At 61.2% G+C, this 14,977-nt stretch carries 15 protein-coding genes and 1 tRNA gene; 7 read left to right on the forward strand and 9 right to left on the reverse strand.

Annotated elements, in window-relative coordinates:
- Positions 1 to 3: 3 nt before the first annotated feature.
- The 3 genes from OJ996_RS22170 to OJ996_RS22180 form a co-directional block, all read right to left on the reverse strand.
- Positions 4 to 186 carry a hypothetical protein gene (locus OJ996_RS22170; protein ID WP_264515886.1) on the reverse strand — a complete coding sequence of 61 codons (183 nt, stop codon included), beginning with the start codon at positions 184 to 186 and terminating at the stop codon, positions 4 to 6.
- A 242-nt stretch (positions 187 to 428) separates the two neighbouring features.
- Positions 429 to 701 carry a hypothetical protein gene (locus OJ996_RS22175; RefSeq protein ID WP_264515887.1) on the reverse strand — a complete coding sequence of 91 codons (273 nt, stop codon included), beginning with the start codon at positions 699 to 701 and terminating at the stop codon, positions 429 to 431.
- A 130-nt stretch (positions 702 to 831) separates the two neighbouring features.
- Positions 832 to 1,338, reverse strand: coding sequence for a ferritin-like domain-containing protein (locus tag OJ996_RS22180; RefSeq protein ID WP_264515888.1), 507 nt, complete (start codon positions 1,336 to 1,338; stop codon positions 832 to 834).
- 325 nt (positions 1,339 to 1,663) lie between these two features.
- On the opposite strand from OJ996_RS22180, the gene OJ996_RS22185 reads away from it, so the two are divergent.
- Positions 1,664 to 2,173, forward strand: coding sequence for a hypothetical protein (locus OJ996_RS22185; protein ID WP_264515889.1), 510 nt, complete (start codon positions 1,664 to 1,666; stop codon positions 2,171 to 2,173).
- Between the two features lie 280 nt (positions 2,174 to 2,453).
- A complete protein-coding gene (locus tag OJ996_RS22190; RefSeq protein WP_264515890.1) occupies positions 2,454 to 2,717 on the forward strand; it encodes a hypothetical protein in 264 nt (87 codons plus the stop codon).
- Between the two features lie 217 nt (positions 2,718 to 2,934).
- On the opposite strand, the gene OJ996_RS22195 is transcribed toward OJ996_RS22190, so the two are convergent.
- The 5 genes from OJ996_RS22195 to OJ996_RS22215 all read right to left on the reverse strand — a co-directional run bounded on the left by OJ996_RS22195 (position 2,935) and on the right by OJ996_RS22215 (position 6,025).
- Positions 2,935 to 3,213 (reverse strand): hypothetical protein, encoded by a 279-nt coding sequence (locus OJ996_RS22195; protein WP_264515891.1) that lies wholly within the window; start codon positions 3,211 to 3,213, stop codon positions 2,935 to 2,937.
- A gap of 174 nt (positions 3,214 to 3,387) precedes the next feature.
- The gene (locus OJ996_RS22200; protein WP_264515892.1) at positions 3,388 to 4,005 is read right to left on the reverse strand and encodes a fasciclin domain-containing protein; all 618 of its coding nucleotides are present in this window, start codon (positions 4,003 to 4,005) and stop codon (positions 3,388 to 3,390) included.
- 219 nt (positions 4,006 to 4,224) lie between these two features.
- Positions 4,225 to 4,749, reverse strand: coding sequence for a DUF4112 domain-containing protein (locus OJ996_RS22205; RefSeq protein ID WP_264515893.1), 525 nt, complete (start codon positions 4,747 to 4,749; stop codon positions 4,225 to 4,227).
- A 247-nt stretch (positions 4,750 to 4,996) separates the two neighbouring features.
- A complete protein-coding gene (locus OJ996_RS22210; protein WP_264515894.1) occupies positions 4,997 to 5,653 on the reverse strand; it encodes a DUF6988 family protein in 657 nt (218 codons plus the stop codon).
- Between the two features lie 295 nt (positions 5,654 to 5,948).
- Positions 5,949 to 6,025: transfer RNA gene (locus tag OJ996_RS22215), tRNA-Pro, on the reverse strand.
- A gap of 242 nt (positions 6,026 to 6,267) precedes the next feature.
- Between OJ996_RS22215 and OJ996_RS22220 the strand changes: the two genes are divergently transcribed.
- Positions 6,268 to 7,812 carry an HNH endonuclease family protein gene (locus OJ996_RS22220; protein WP_264515895.1) on the forward strand — a complete coding sequence of 515 codons (1,545 nt, stop codon included), beginning with the start codon at positions 6,268 to 6,270 and terminating at the stop codon, positions 7,810 to 7,812.
- 87 nt (positions 7,813 to 7,899) lie between these two features.
- Here OJ996_RS22220 and OJ996_RS22225 read toward each other — a convergent pair whose 3' ends face one another.
- A complete protein-coding gene (locus tag OJ996_RS22225) occupies positions 7,900 to 8,331 on the reverse strand; it encodes a hypothetical protein (RefSeq protein ID WP_264515896.1) in 432 nt (143 codons plus the stop codon).
- 191 nt (positions 8,332 to 8,522) lie between these two features.
- On the opposite strand from OJ996_RS22225, the gene OJ996_RS22230 reads away from it, so the two are divergent.
- From OJ996_RS22230 to OJ996_RS22245, 4 genes are all read left to right on the forward strand, one after another.
- The gene (locus OJ996_RS22230; protein WP_264515897.1) at positions 8,523 to 9,146 is read left to right on the forward strand and encodes an FISUMP domain-containing protein; all 624 of its coding nucleotides are present in this window, start codon (positions 8,523 to 8,525) and stop codon (positions 9,144 to 9,146) included.
- 99 nt (positions 9,147 to 9,245) lie between these two features.
- Positions 9,246 to 10,517, forward strand: coding sequence for a hypothetical protein (locus tag OJ996_RS22235; RefSeq protein WP_264515898.1), 1,272 nt, complete (start codon positions 9,246 to 9,248; stop codon positions 10,515 to 10,517).
- A 7-nt stretch (positions 10,518 to 10,524) separates the two neighbouring features.
- Positions 10,525 to 11,832 carry a hypothetical protein gene (locus tag OJ996_RS22240; protein WP_264515899.1) on the forward strand — a complete coding sequence of 436 codons (1,308 nt, stop codon included), beginning with the start codon at positions 10,525 to 10,527 and terminating at the stop codon, positions 11,830 to 11,832.
- 118 nt (positions 11,833 to 11,950) lie between these two features.
- Positions 11,951 to 14,614 carry a hypothetical protein gene (locus OJ996_RS22245; protein WP_264515900.1) on the forward strand — a complete coding sequence of 888 codons (2,664 nt, stop codon included), beginning with the start codon at positions 11,951 to 11,953 and terminating at the stop codon, positions 14,612 to 14,614.
- Positions 14,615 to 14,977: the final 363 nt, after the last annotated feature.

Here is a 14,977-nt window from a genome sequence, read left to right on the forward strand (position 1 = left end):
GTTCTAGAGATCGAAGATATCCATGAACGCGGCGGCAGCCCCGAAGAGCGCGATTAAGGCCACCCAGCCCACCATCAACCTCTCCACCATTCCGAACCCGCCCCATCCATCGCCGGCAGACTGCTCAATCCGGTCTTCATCCTCCTGCGCTGTCTCCTCATCATCTTCATCATGGGGAGTACGCACCCTGCATCGTAGCACGGGCCCGGCATATCGCAAACGATCGCTTCGACATCACTGAAGGGCAACCCCGGCGATCAAGAGGCTGCGACCGGGGACATCGATTCCATTCCCTCCCCAGGGCCTAAACAACGCGTCCCCGGTCGCAAGATCGCTCATGACGCTGTTAGGATGTCCGCGGCGGCAGCAAAGTTGCAGCAATTTCCACGGATAAGCTCCGCGTTATTCAGGCCTGGTTCCTACAGGCATCATCGTCGTGCGAGACGACCGAGGATGAGTCCGAGACCGGCTGCCGCCAGCACCGTGGTGACAGGTGCCGCATTCACCAGATCCACGAGCCTTAGGGCGATGGTGGCGCTCCCGGTTTCAGACCCGGCCTTCTTGATCGCGGCGCTGCGCGAACTTCTCGGGGCACTCAGGGGCTCGCGCTTCGGCATCGGGCGGAGGCGCGGACCGGAGTTTGGCTCCGGTGCGGTCTCAGCGAGATTCGGGCTCTTGGGGTAGGCAGGTACGTTGGACATAGTAGTTTTTCTTGGATTCGTTCCTCACCTTGCAAGACCTGTGCCACGACAGGTCGATCCCGATACCACCGATGAAAAAGGCCCTCACCGCCGGAGCGATGAAGGCCTTCTCACCGGATACCACGGAAATTCAGGCATCGGGTACCAGCTCCCCGATCTCGCCGATGATCGTCTGCGCGAGATCCGTGAGCGTGGTATCACAGGTGCTTTCCTCATCGAGGGTCGCCTGGAGCAGGCTGACGATCTCGTCCAGCTGCAGCGCTTCGGCCAAAGCCCGCGCCGTGCCGTAGCCGGCGATCTCGTAGTGCTCCACGCGCTGGGCGGCGCCGATCAGCGCCAGATCCTTCACGTTCGGGTCTCCTTCCTCCTCGATCGCTTCCGCCCCCTCTTCCACCAGGCCCTTCATGGCCTTGCAGACCTTTCCCTTGGGCGTAACGCCGAGGATCTCCGCAGCTTTCTCGAGCCGCGTGACTTGTCCCTTGGTTTCTTCCAGGTGGGATTTGAAGCCCTTGACCAGCTCCTCGTTGCTTGCCGCCTTCGCCATCTTGGGCAGTGCCTTCACGAGTTGGGTCTCCGCGCTATACAGGTCTTTGATCTCCTGTACCAGTAGTACTTGAATGGATGATAGTTTTGCCATGGTTGTGTAGGCTTCTCGCCTCGGACATCTCTCCTTGCATTCATCATGCCGGGAATGCCCCGCCGCTGGGGGGCTTGCCCCTGCTGCATCGCAGGCTATCCGTGAAGATTTGTCCGCCTCAGGCACGAGCATCTTGCATGACCGCTAGGCACATTGCCTCATACTCTCTCGCGTTTCTCACGATTGCCGCTCCCGCTGTTCGCCATCGGACTCCGGTCTTTGGTGCTATTATTATGGTTTCATTCAACTCGCTCCCCGTCTCGCCCCCTTGGCATCCGCCCTGCGAAAGAGAGCCACCCGGCTCAACCCGCCGGGATACCGAACGATGAAAACCAAGGAAGAAGAATTGAAGGACGCCCGCAACGAGGACCCCATCACCGGCGAGCCCGGTAGTCATCCCGTGGGCGTGGGTGTGGGAACAGCGGCTGGTGCTGCAGCAGGAGGTGCGATCGGTGCCATCGGGGGTCCGGTTGGGGCCGCTGTCGGCGCTATCGTCGGTGGTGTCGCGGGCGCCGCGGCAGGCAAGGCGGGCGGTGAAGCCGTTAACCCGACTGTGGAAGACGAATACTGGCGGGAGGCCCACGCGCGCCAGGAGTATGCCGACGCTGCCGATAACTACGAAGACGACTACGCGCCTGCCTATCAACTCGGCTGGGAGGGACCCAAGCGCTACGGCACGGACTTCAACACCGCGGAGAACTCCCTGCGCACCGATTGGGAAGAGCGGAAGGGCAAGTCGAAGCTCGATTGGCAGGTTGCCAAGAACGCCGTTCGCTCCGGCTGGCACCGCATCGAGCGCAAGCTCCCGGGCGATGCCGACAAGGATGGCATCTGAGCGAGGCAAGCTCATCCCGGCTTATTCACGCCCTGCGGATCGTGTCCTTCGAGACCGGATCTTCAGGGCGCGTTCTTTTTCCGTCCCACGAATCTCCGTTCATCTTTCAGCTCCGTGCATCTGAATCAAGGGTAGCTGCATAATGCATTCGCCCGGCTTCAGTCACAAGCTCTCACGCCATGCCGCCAACTCACACAACTCCTTGTTTTACTAGCACTTAAACGAGATCGAGACGAGCCATTCCACCCTCGGGTACAGCCTCTGCTCAATGGTTCTCACCATGAAAACCAACTTCTTCAAGCTCCTCAGCGGAAGCACTGTTGCCGCCATCGCCGCTCTCGGCCTGGCAGCTTGCGATGTCGATAAAACCCAAGATGGCGAACTTCCCGAAGTGAAGGTCCAAGTCGATGGTGAAGCCAAGCTTCCCAAATACGATGTGGACGGTCCCGATGTCACGGTCGGCAAGAAAAAGGTCGAGATGGAAGTCCCTACTGTGGACATCAACATTCCGAAGGAAGAGGACAACGAGCCTGCCAAGAAGTAAGCTTGCTCACCCTCCCGAGTTTCCCCGGCAGGCACCTGTAATAGGTCTTGGCTGTCTGGTCGGGACGCCGCCCTGTAGATGAAGGATCTGACCCGGTCCTCATACTGCAGGGCGATTTCGTGTTACTAGAAGCGACGTAGAAGCGGGGCGGCTGCCTCCTGTTCGGGACTTCATAGCCCTAACCTCGCTACTAAACTGGACACTCCGCCCGCCGGGATCAGCACCCCAAGGCGGGATAGCGATGCCGCGTGGCGAAGCCATCCCTCATCACCTCCAGCTCCCGCAAATTTGCGTAGCGGATATCCCGCCAAGAGCCCTCGCCCGGACCTTGCAGGATATACAGGCTCACCGTGAACGCCCTGCTCCGCGCGTCATTGAAGATTCCGTGCGCCTCCGCCTGATAGGCGACGCCCGCGCAGATGAAACGCACCTGCTTTCGCTCGCTGATCGCCCACTTCAGCTCGTTCATGTCGGCGTATTTGAGAGGAGTTGCCACCCCGCACATTAGCGCAGAATTGCGTTTGTCAAATTGCAGGAAAATTCATGCGTTTTCCGGGGGCGGCTGGACCTCCCCGAATGCCGTACACGGCGGCGGCTTCGTGCCGTGTCCTTCAGCACGAAGCCGCTCACCGGCTCGGATCTCAGGCCAAGCCTTCCGGCCTTCTCCGGATCAGCGCGGGGCCGTTACCGGGGCAGTGATCACACCGTCCACCACATGCATCAGGCCATTTCCCGCGATGTCGTTCGACATGGTCACACTGGCTTGCCCGATCGTGATCTTCCCGGATTCCACCTTCACATGGATTAGCTCGCTACCGCTGGTCATGTATTCTCCCGTCTTGAATTCCTCGCCCTTGACCTGCTGCGGGATGATGTGGCGCTGGAGCAGACTCACCAGCAGCGAGCGGTTCTCCGGCTTCAGCAGATCGTCGAAGGACTGGCTGTTCATCTTCTCGAAGGCCCGGTTGGTCGGCACGAAGACGGTGAAGGGACCCGTGCCCGTCAGCGTCTGGTCCAAGCCGGCTGCCTCCAGCGCGGTCTTGAATTTCGAGTAGGAGGCCGATGACGCGATCCGCCCCATGATCGACTTCTCATACGTGGCACCGGCAGCCGGAGCGACCGGCACCACAGGCACCACAGTGCGTTCCGTTTCCACCTTGCGGACTGTGTTACCATCCTCGTCGGTCTGGACTTCGACCTTTCGGGCCTCCTCCACGACGGTTTCCTGTGCCATGACAGGCGCGAGGGAGAAGGCCGCGAAGAGCAATGAGGCAATCGTGTGTTTCATGATGGTGATGGGTTGTTCGGTGGCTTCAACAAGGCCGCAGCCTTGTCACATCCTCCCATCGCCACGCATCCCCTGTGCCGGGCCGGGATCACACCGCGGAGAGAACCCGCCAAGCCCGCTGCCACCTAAGATTCACCGGCTCAGCCGGGAAAGCGCGGAGCCCACCGTGAAATCCGTGAAACGGCATTTCGCGACCAAAGTCATGCAGATTGCGGGATCTCAGGCCGACATCCAGTCGAAGATCAGCTTCAGCAGCGCCAGCGAGCCGATGATGATCAGCACGACTCCGAGAATCACCGCGGCGATCAGCATAATCGCAAAGCTGCCCGCACGCCGGACCGCCTTCTCGCGATTGGCCGGCGACATCTCCGCGGAGACAGCCTTCTGCAGCAGATCGTGATTCCGGCGGTTGGATTTGAACCAAACCGAGAAGAAGTCCCCGACCACCGGGAGCGACCCGACCGCCGCATTCGCGAGGATATTGAGCGCCATTACGATCAGCACCTTCCGCGAGACGCCCCTCCGTCCCGCCTCGTGGACAATGGCCAGACCGACAAGCGAGGACACCGTATCTCCCAGCCCGGGAAAGAGTCCCAGAATCGGATCGAGCCCGATCCTGATATCCGTCCCCGGGATGCGGATGAAGTCGTCCATCAAGGACGCGATCGTGCCCGAGGCCGAACGCTTGCCGCCGCTCGCCTCGCCCTCGCCCTTGTCGATATGTCCCGGAGTGACGTTTCTCATCCCGCTTGGTGTTCGTTGCCGTGAAGCCTGCATGCAGCCCGCGCGGGCCACATGAACTGCTACGTGCCATAGGAACCCAGATTATCGCAAACGCAACCCGGCAACTGCTCAGGCATCGGCAGAACGGAGCAAGGACAAGCATCCGCAGTGGGTCGGGCTCGCAGGATCAAAGTCCGCTCCTCACCAATGAAGAGACCCGAAGACACTGCCCCTGCAAAAGTCCTCGGGTCTCCCTATTGCCTATCGCCTACGCGCCCATCTCGAGCGGAGGCAGGCAGTCCGCAAACTCCCTCGCGATCAGATCCAGCCCGCTCCGCTTTCCACCAGCTCCGCGGAGAAGGTTCCGGACTCTCGCGATCGCCAGAAGAAGGTCGTTCAAGCTGCACAGCAATCGCTGCCTCATTTCATCCGGGTAACCGCAGCGATGACGGTAGATGGCGAGGGGACCGCTATGGACAGCAGAGTTCGACTCCTTCAACACGTCCAGCCCGAAGCGGCGCAAGGAGCGAAGGACCCGGATAGGCACACCTTTTCTCATCTCGAGGTCGTCCAACATCTCTTTGATCATCGGCAGATTGTCCGAATGCCGTGCCGACTCTTCCGTAGTCAGTCGCTCCGCGAGCTTCGCGACTGATGATTCTGCTACACGGTAATGGATCCACACCGCTCGCAGCACGGCTTCGAATCCCGAGCGGAGAAGCCCGGTGGCGGAGCCGACATTTCCTTGCATCAGGAGCAGCCTGGCACTTTCCGTGTGCTCTATCGCGACTTCGCAGAAGCTGCGGCTTAACTGGAAGCGCGGCTTGGATGATCGCGGCTCTTGTCCGAGCACCGGAGCCAGTCGGCCAGCCAGTTCGATGGATTGTTCAAGCGGTGAGTTCGATTTAGTGTTTCGTCGGTTCATTTCAGGTTACGTGGTTTGATTGCCGATCAACACACCCTGCCGGTCGCCGCCGGACGGATAGCCGCCGGCAAACCACGCGAATCGCCCATGATCGTATCGGACGACCGCGCAGGGTCCGGACAGCGGCAAAAACCTGCCGACAGCCCGGGGGCGGAGGGCTCAAGCACTCACACCGGATTGCACCACGGACCTGAAAGGACCGTATCTCCCCTGAATACACATCCCGCCTAATAGGCTTGGGATGGAGCGAACGCCTCTCTACGTAGGCGCGGGGCATCATCAGGACCACGGAAAGTGGTCGGGGTGGCGGGATTCGAACCCACGGCCTCTTCGTCCCGAACGAAGCGCGCTACCAGACTGCGCCACACCCCGATGATTGGTTGCTTCCCCTTGCGGGGCCGCCTCCCTCTGGCAGAAAGGCGGGCGGGCTTTCTACCGCTTGCCCGCCCGGCTGCAAGCGAAATGTGCTCATTTTGCTCATCCCGTCGGAGTCAGCCGAACCTGCGGGAGGCAGGTTTAGAGCGTCACTTTAGCTGATGGCCTTTCTCACGGTATTCTTGCTAGACGACGACAGTTGTAGATTATCTCCTTACAACACTACCCATTCTTAGCACATGGCACATTTGGTAAACCTCGACGCTCTTATTCCGCGAGAAGACTTCGATGTCGACAATACTGGAGAGCAGTCTCTTCAAGCTTCAACAATCCAAATACGAAATCTTGAACCTGACGACTTTTTCTACACCGTGGTCCGGAAACCCGACTTCCAACGGGAAACAAGCGATTGGTCGCCAGAAAAGATTTGTGGCTTTGTTGAAAGCTTTCTTGAGGGCGACCTAATTCCCGCGCTGATCCTCTGGCAAGCTGGAAGCCAAATCTTCGTGATCGACGGCGCTCATCGCCTAAGCGCTGTGATAGCATGGGTCCATGACGACTACGGAGATAGCAAAACATCTCGAAATTTCTTCGACGGCATAATACCTGACGACCAAATTTCGGCCTCGGATCACACTAGACGGCTTATCAAAAGGCGAATTGGTTCGTACGTTGATCATAAGTTCGCAATCCAGAACCCGGAGAAGGTCAAACCCGAACTACTCGCCCGAGCGAAGAGACTTGGCAGCCTCGCGATTCAGCTTCAGTGGGTTAAAGGAGACGCAACCAAGGCAGAAGAGTCATTCTTTAAGATCAATCAGCAAGCGTCGCCAATCGACAAGACCGAACTGAGATTGTTGAAATGCCGAAGACTGCCCAATGCGTTGGCAGCCCGCGCAATCATTCGTTCAGGGACTGGCCATAAGTATTGGTCACTGTTTCCCGATGAAATGAGGCGAGAGGTAGAAGCCAAGGCAAGAATCATAAACGAACTACTATTCTCGCCTTCCTTTAGAACCCCAATCAAGACATTAGATCTTCCAGTTGCGGGGCGAGGTTACTCTTCCAAAACACTGCCCCTGGTCTTTGAACTCGTGAACTTGGTAAATGCGGTCAAGAATGAGACCAAGATGCAGCGGGATGATTCTGGAGAAGAGACTTTGCGCTTCCTCAAGAAATGCCAGAGCACCGTCAATAGGCTATCGGGCGTTCATGCATCTTCCCTCGGTCTGCATCCCGCCGTATATTTTTACAGTGCTACAGGCCGCTATCAACCCACCGCCTTCATGGCCATGGTCGCGCTAATGCAGACTTTTGAGGAGAAGGATCTCTTCCGCGACTTTACAAGGATCCGGAGGAAATTTGAGAGTTTCCTGTTGGATCACCGCATCCTAGTAAACCAGGTCACAGTAAAATATGGAAGCGGCTCCAAAGGCTATGCACGCCTTCATCAACTTCTCTATTGGATCGTTGAACGCTTCATCAACGGATATGAAGAGAGTGCGATTCTAAAGGAGATGGCGTTGGACTCACGTTTTTCCTACCTCCAGCCCGCTGAGCGGCCGCAACTTTCAGGGAGGCAGGATTTTGATTCTGAATCTAAGTCTGCAGTCTTTCTTAGAGACGCATTGAGGGACCCATTACGATGCTCGATTTGCGGAGGACTTATCCATCTTAACGGCATTTCGATAGATCATGTGGTAAGAAAGTCGGACGGAGGAAAAGGATCGCCGGATAATGGGCAACTTACACATCCTTACTGCAACACGACCATTAAGAACTAGCTCAGCATTTATAAAGCCTTAAGAAGCACTCCGTGCGATTACCACTAGACCGGTAGAATTGCCTATTATCCTGCATGGATTAGCCCCTCACCTCTTCCCCAGCTCCTTCATCTCCAGCAGCCGCCTCCTCTCGAACACCCCCACCCGGCAGCCCTGCGCTTCCTGATAGAAGATCAACTGCCGCTCATCCGGCCAAAAGGTCCCCCGCGGCCGCGGGCGGGTCACGCCCACCTCCGGCACCTCGTTCATCATCGCGTAGACATGCGGTCCCAGGTGCTTCCGCTCATCGCTCGCGGGATTGCTCAGGCACCTCCACAGCGCCGCCGCCGTCATCCGGTTCGGCCGCAGCAGGCCATACTCCCGCACCAGTTCCCGCGCCTCCTCCCGATACTCCGCAGGTAGCTCGCCGAGCTCCGGCGGATCCGCCGGCACCCAGAAGTTCCGCGTCAGCCAGGCAAAGGCCCCGAGACTTAGGATCAGCGGCAGACCGAGGAAAAGGGCGAAGCGCTTGCGAGTCACAGGGCAGGGCGGGTTCCCCCCACATAGCACAGGCCAAGCTCGATTCCGCAATCCCGCAGATCCCCGGCTTGTTCAATCCCCCCGTCCCGCGCCGCGCCGATTGGAGTTCCTGCCTGCAGTATCCTTTCGTATCATCCGCTGAGCTTGGATCGTCAGGCGGCGGATCAGGCGTTCGAACCGAACCAATTGTGATGAGACATTGCCCCTTCACCATACTTGCCACCTTGTTCTTCACACAGGCTGGAATGGGCCAATCCACCGGCACCTTCACCGACTCGCGCGATGGGCAAACGTATAAGACGGTCAGCTATAAAGATCCGGTGACCGGCACCACGGTCACCTGGATGGCCCAAAACCTGAACTACAAGGTGCCGGGGAGCTACGCCTATGATGATAAGGAGAGCAACCGCACCGAGCTTGGCCTGCTCTACACCTGGGACGCAGCGAAGAAAGCATGCCCGGACGGTTGGCATCTTGCGACGGATAGCGAGTGGTCGATGCTGGTGGCCAGATTCGGTGGCACCGACAAAGCGGGCGAAGCGCTGAAGAGCGCCAGTGGCTGGACCGAGAACGGCAACGGCACCAACAGCAGCGGGTTCAACGGGCTTCCGGCAGGGATTCGTAGGAACGATGCTTATGAGGTCCGCGGTGTCATGGGCTTCTGGTGGACGTCCACACCCTCCGTTCAGGAGGGTAAAGCTTGGGGATGGAACTTCAGTTATGGTGGCCCCGGGGAAAAACCACTTAGGGCAAAAGCGTTCCGTTTCGATAGTACGGTTTCTCACGCAAAATCCGTCCGTTGCGTCCGGGATTGATCATTTGATCTATCTGATCCGGCCCGCCTGCCGTAGCGCGATCCGAGAGTTCCTTTGACAAAACCACGCTTACTTTTTACCACAAAGTAAGCCCGACTCATGCGCGCCACCCTCCTCACCTTCACCGCCAGCCTGGCCGCCGGGGCCTTGGCTGCCTGGGGACTGCATCGCGAAGCAGCCCCACCCGCTCCTGCGGAAGCAAGCGCCAGCCCCGCTCCCCGCGCGAAGCCCGCCCGCAAGCTGAGCAAGGACGACCTCAACCAGCTCGTCACCGCTGCCAAGGAAGCCGAGTCGGCGGATCCTTCCTCCCTCAATCCCCTCGCCCCGCGCCTCGTCGGGTGGAGCACCGCGGAGATCCGCAGCGCGCTGGAGGAATTCCTCGCCAGCCCGGACTGCGCGATCCAGAACGAGGACGGCATCTACCTCGCCGGCCTGCTCACCGGGGAGTGGATGCGCCGCGACATGGAGTCCGCTCTGAAGTGGTTCGAAGCCATCCCTTCGCAAACGGTGCGCGGGGATCTCTCCGTCTATGTCAGCCAGTACTGGCCACCGGATCGGGCGGAGGAAGCGCTCGCCTACGTGGTGGCACATCCGGAGCTCTTCTCCGGCCTCGGCGGCGCCTCGTCTTATCGCACCGTGCTGCGTGCGCTGAATTCCGCGGCCACTCGCGGGGTGAAGGAATTCACCGCGTGCCTCGCGCTCGCCCAAGCGAACGGCCTGCCGGTCCATCCCGAGGGCGTGGCGCTCCCGGCGGACTTCGACTTCGCCGCACTGGCTGCGAGCGAGGAAGGGCAAAAGCTCGCCGCGGACAAAGGCAAATACTTCTTTGCCGAGGCATGGCTGAAGCAGGACCGCGAGGCCGCCTTCGCCGCGATCACCGCGCTCGCGGAGGAGAGCAAGAATAACCCCGTCAGGAGCCTCATCGCCCTCGATCAAGGCCTGGTGCCCGCGGAGGAGCTCCGGACCCGGATGGATCTCTACACCGGCTGGCTCGAAGGCCGCGAACCGGAGGAGCGCGACAGGATGTTAGAGAGTGCGGTGCGTCACTGCGCCATCCGCCCCGAGGTGCTGCACGCACTCGCCGAGGGTCTGCAAGATCCCTCGCAAAAGGAGCAGGTGCACCTCCTCGCGCTCGATGGCATGCGGGACCTCGGCGTGGCGGAGGCCGTGAAGCACCTCGCCACCTATCGCGAACCGGCGGACCGGCTCGATCTGTTAGAAAACTTCGAGGCCAAGCCCTTGGCCTACTTCCCGCGTGGAAAAATGAATCCGAAGCAGGAGGAAAATTTCCGCAAGACGCTCGCGGATTGGGGGGCGGATGCGGAGCGCAGCGACCGGATCGTAGCCCGCATCCAGGAGATCATGAAGTGACACGGCGATGAACGACCTGCCCGCCAAGCCCCTACCGCCCGCCCTTCGCAACACCGCTGCCGCCCTAGCCGGTGCGCTGATCGGCTGGCTCGCCGTGAGCACCGCACGGCCCTCCGCGCCGCCATCATCGGCCCATTCCGGCGCGGATTCCTCGCATGCCGATGGCGGCACGGGTGACTCCTCTGCGGGATCCGCCCGCAGCGGTGACGGCACCCGCACCGGTCCGGACCCCACCCGCCGCTTCGCCGCGCTGAAACGCTACTACGAGGAGTGGGGCTCCATACCGGATGATGCCCGCCGCACGCTGGAAAGCATGAGCGCCGCGGAGCTGAAAGACTACCTGCTCACCATGAACCGCGGCGATGGACGATCCTTTGGCCAGATCATGATGAGCGAATCCCTGCGCGGCGCGGCGACGCGACTGCTCTATCAGCAAGATCCGGAGGGTACCCTCGCCTGGGCCCGCGATCAGGATCCAGAGCAGGGCGGCCTGCTGGAGAAAATGGCCCGCACCGCGGCGAAGGCAGACCCCACGCAATTCGAGCCATGGAGCGCCCTGCTGACGGAGAAGGCAAATGACCAGAAGGGCAAGGAGATCGCCGCCAGTGCCTGGAGCGCCGCCGCGGGCACGGACGCCGCCAGCATACTCGCGCTGGAGAAGAATCCCGTCATCGGTGAGAGCCTCGCGATGTTCGGAGTCCGCGGTCTGGAGTTTGCGGAGGGCTTCGACTTCACCCGCTACGTGAAGGACTCCACAATCATGTCGGGACTCCGGCATGCCCTCATCCAGTGGGCAGCGCGGGATCCGGAGAAGGCCTTCAGCTCGATCGCCGAGCGCGGCAAGGGCACCGAGGATGGCCACCTCTACAGCGCCGTCTACGAGGGCATGGCCTGCCTGAAGGGCGATGCCGCCGCCACCGCCTTCATCACGGAGAAGCTCGCAAGCCTGCCGGATGAAGAGCGTGGCGCGGCATCCGCCGGCTTGCTCCAGGCCCGCGGCTTCACCGCCGCCCGCATGGACCTGCTTCTCAAAGGCATGCCGCGGGAGGAAGATCGCTTCGCCCTCGCGGAGCAAGCCACCATCCCTTTCGTCAGCGGGAGCGGCGACATCCTCTCCACCCGCGTGCTCGCCACCCTCGATCCCGCCCGCCAGCTCGCCGCGCTGGAATCCTCCGTGAAACGCTACCAAGCGCAGCTCGGGAATCCCGGGACCTTCAAGGAAATCCGCAGCGGCTACGACATCATCATGGAGCGCATCAACCTCCCCGAGGAGAGCCGCGAGCAACTCCGCCAGACCCTGGCCGGCCCGCCGTAGACCGCACGAGAGTCCTTCCGCTACCCTCGAAGTCGGGCGCTGGAATTTTCCTCGCGTGGGGAGGGCCGGGCGTGGTTCCGTGCGGGCATAACTTGGCTCTGACTTCTCCCCCGGTTTCATGATCTTGCCCCCGCGTTTCTTCCTCTCCTCCGTGGCTGCGCTCTGCTGCGGTTTTTCGATTTTCCCGCTTGTCGCGCAGGATGCGCCGCAGCCGCAGTTGCTGGCGGACCTGAACCGCGATGTCTACTACGCGGCGACTCAGATGGAATGGGTGCTGCCGGTGCCGGGCGGGGTGGTCTTCCCGCGATCGACGCTGGCGGAGGGGCAGGAGCTGTGGTTCAGCGATGGCACGCCGCAGGGCTCGAAGCTGCTGAAGGTGATAACGCCGGGTGCGATCGGGTCCAAGCTGGAGAATGGCGTGCAGACGGGATCGCGGGTGAGCTTCACCACGGGCACCGGGTCCGCGCAGACGAAGCTGTGGTTCACGGATGGCACGGAGGCCGGGACGGTGCTGGCTCTGGATGCGGCAGGTCTGCAGGTGGATGGCGGCCCGGGCCGGATCAGGATCATCGGCGCGGTGGAGGGTGGGGTGTTGTTCCGCCTGCATCCGCCCACTCCATCCAAGCCCGGCGAGCTGTGGTTCAGCGATGGCACCACGGAGGGGACCCGCGAGCTGGCGATGCTGGAGATCGGCTTCCAAGCGGGCTTTGGAACCTACCGGGAGAAGGACGGCCTGGGCTACTTCATGGGCGGGGCGGGAATGCTGTGGCGCAGCGATGGCACGGTGGATGGTACGATCTTCCTCGTAGATGCCTACACGCTGACCGGGGGGACGCTCTACGACTTCACGGTCACGGATTCGAAGATCTTCCTGAACGTGGAGAAGGACTCGGGCAACGAGCTCTGGGTCTGCTCGCTGGAGGGCACGGATGCGGTGCGGGTGGATCAGGAATCCTGGGAGCAGTTCGGCCAACTGGCTCCGTGGGGCGACCGGATCGTGACACAGGTCTATACCGAGAGCGATACCTGGGAACTGTGGGTGAGCGATGGCACGGCGGCGGGCACGCAGGTGCTTCCGCTGGCCGCGGGGAAGCACCGCGATTTCTCCTCGACCGGGAATTTTACCGAGCTGAAGGGCTGGCTGTATTTCACCGCGGTCTCCCCGGAGGCGGGGACGAAGCTGTGGCGCACGAATGGCACCGCCGCGGGCACGCGCGTGGTGCCGATGCCCGGGGCCTGGTCGCCCGAAGATTATCGGTCGATGTTTTCGACCGGGGATCGACTTTATTTCTACGCCGCCAAGAACACGGTGGATTCGGTGCTGTGGTCGACCGATGGCACGACGAAAGGACTGCGGCAGGTATACGGCCCGAACCAGGTGGAGGATCTCTTCCTCAGCCATCGCCGACCGGCGTTCTCGGGTGGCCAGCTCTTCGTCGTCGGGGTGCGGTCCTTGTGGGCGACGAAGGTGAAGGGCAATGGCCTGATGCGCCTGACCACGCCGGAGGTGGCGGGGAACCAAAGTGCGTGGCCATGGAATGCTTCCTACGCGGCATCGGGGAACCGTGTCGTGGGCATCGTCTGGCCGGACAATCGACCGGAGCTGTGGAGCATCGATCCTGCCGGCCGCGCCCGTGCGCTGTGGAGATCCAAGGGCACGGATCACTTCAATGTGGTGGCGGAGTTGGACGGCAAGGTGCTCTTCGCGGACAACGTCCAAACGCTGCCCTGCGAGCTGTGGATCACGAATGGCACGGGGAAGGGCGCGAAGCGTTTGGCGAAGTTCGGCCAGTATCAGGAGCCGAGCAGCTTCAAGCGGGTGGGGGACAAGATCTTCTTCCGCGTGCTGGACTACTCGGCGTCGGATTACCCGAAGCGGCCGAAACTGTGGGTGACGGACGGCACGCCGAAGGGGACGAGGCAGGTGCTCGCGTGGGACTTTACCGAGCCGGGCCCGCTGCCGGATGAGATCGTGGAGTTCCAGGGGAATGCCTACTTCATGGCGCAGGAGACGACGAACACGCTGGTGCTGTGGCGCAGCGATGGCACGCCGGATGGCACGCGGAAGGTGAAGACGATCCCGCAGGCTTACTTGGACTCCGGCGAGCGGGTGTATCTGAAGGTGATCGGTGCGCGGCTGAGCTTTCTGACGAATCTGCCCTATCATCAGATCTTCTGGACCAGCGATGGCACGGAGGCGGGCACAGTAAGCTACACGAATCCGGACCTGTCCTTCCCGGGCGCGTCGGCCGGCAGCAGTGTGGATCTCAACGGGGAGCAGTTCTTCGTGGCGAAGCGGGGTGTGAATCCGCGCCAGTGGTACCGCAGCGATGGCACGGGCGGGAGTCTCCAGCCGCTGATGACGGGGCTGACGCAGGATCATGCGATCTCGGCGGAGCGCTCGGTGGTGGCGGGTGATCTGTTGTTCTACGCGGGCCGTGGCACGGCGGGCGGCGATAGCGGCTACGAGTTGTGGGCGACGGATGGCACGGCGGGGGGATCGCGGTTGGTGAAGGATATCAATCCGGGGATTGGCTGGTCGGATCCGGCATGGTTCTTCGCGGTGGGGAGCACGGTTTACTTCGCCGCCACTTCTCCGGGCCATGGCATGGAGGTATGGAAGAGCGATGGCACGGAGGCCGGCACGGTGATGGTGGCGGATCTGGATCCCGGGGACTGGAGCTCGGATCCGGAGGGCTTCAAGATGATCGGGGGCAAGCTGCACTTCACGGCTTACACGCGGGCGCTGGGACGGGAGATGTATACGTTGGAGGTGGAGTGAGGGGGAGGTAGTCATCAAGGAAGGTAGGTGCCGAGTGATCAGTGAGCAGTGATCAGTGGAAAGGCGGAAGCTTGGGGTGAACCGGGGATTTCCGGCGGCCCTCCGGGACGCTGATCACTCGATTGATCTAACCGGTGGCTGCGCTGCGCTTGCGCACCGGCTAAGTTCCGATGCCCCTCCGGGGCGGAGAAAGGGGAGGATCACCCATCACTAGTTTCTTCCGATGCTCCTCCGGGGCGGGGAGGTTTTACGATAGATGTAGTAGGACGAGGTGGTGCTGCGTCCGCCTTCAGGCCAATGCCGTTCAGGACTCGTTCTTGAATCGGAGTCCGCATCGAGGCTCCGGCAGATCGACCACGGATT

Source organism: Luteolibacter rhizosphaerae (genome assembly GCF_025950095.1).
Taxonomy (GTDB): Bacteria; Verrucomicrobiota; Verrucomicrobiia; order Verrucomicrobiales; family Akkermansiaceae; genus Haloferula; species Haloferula rhizosphaerae.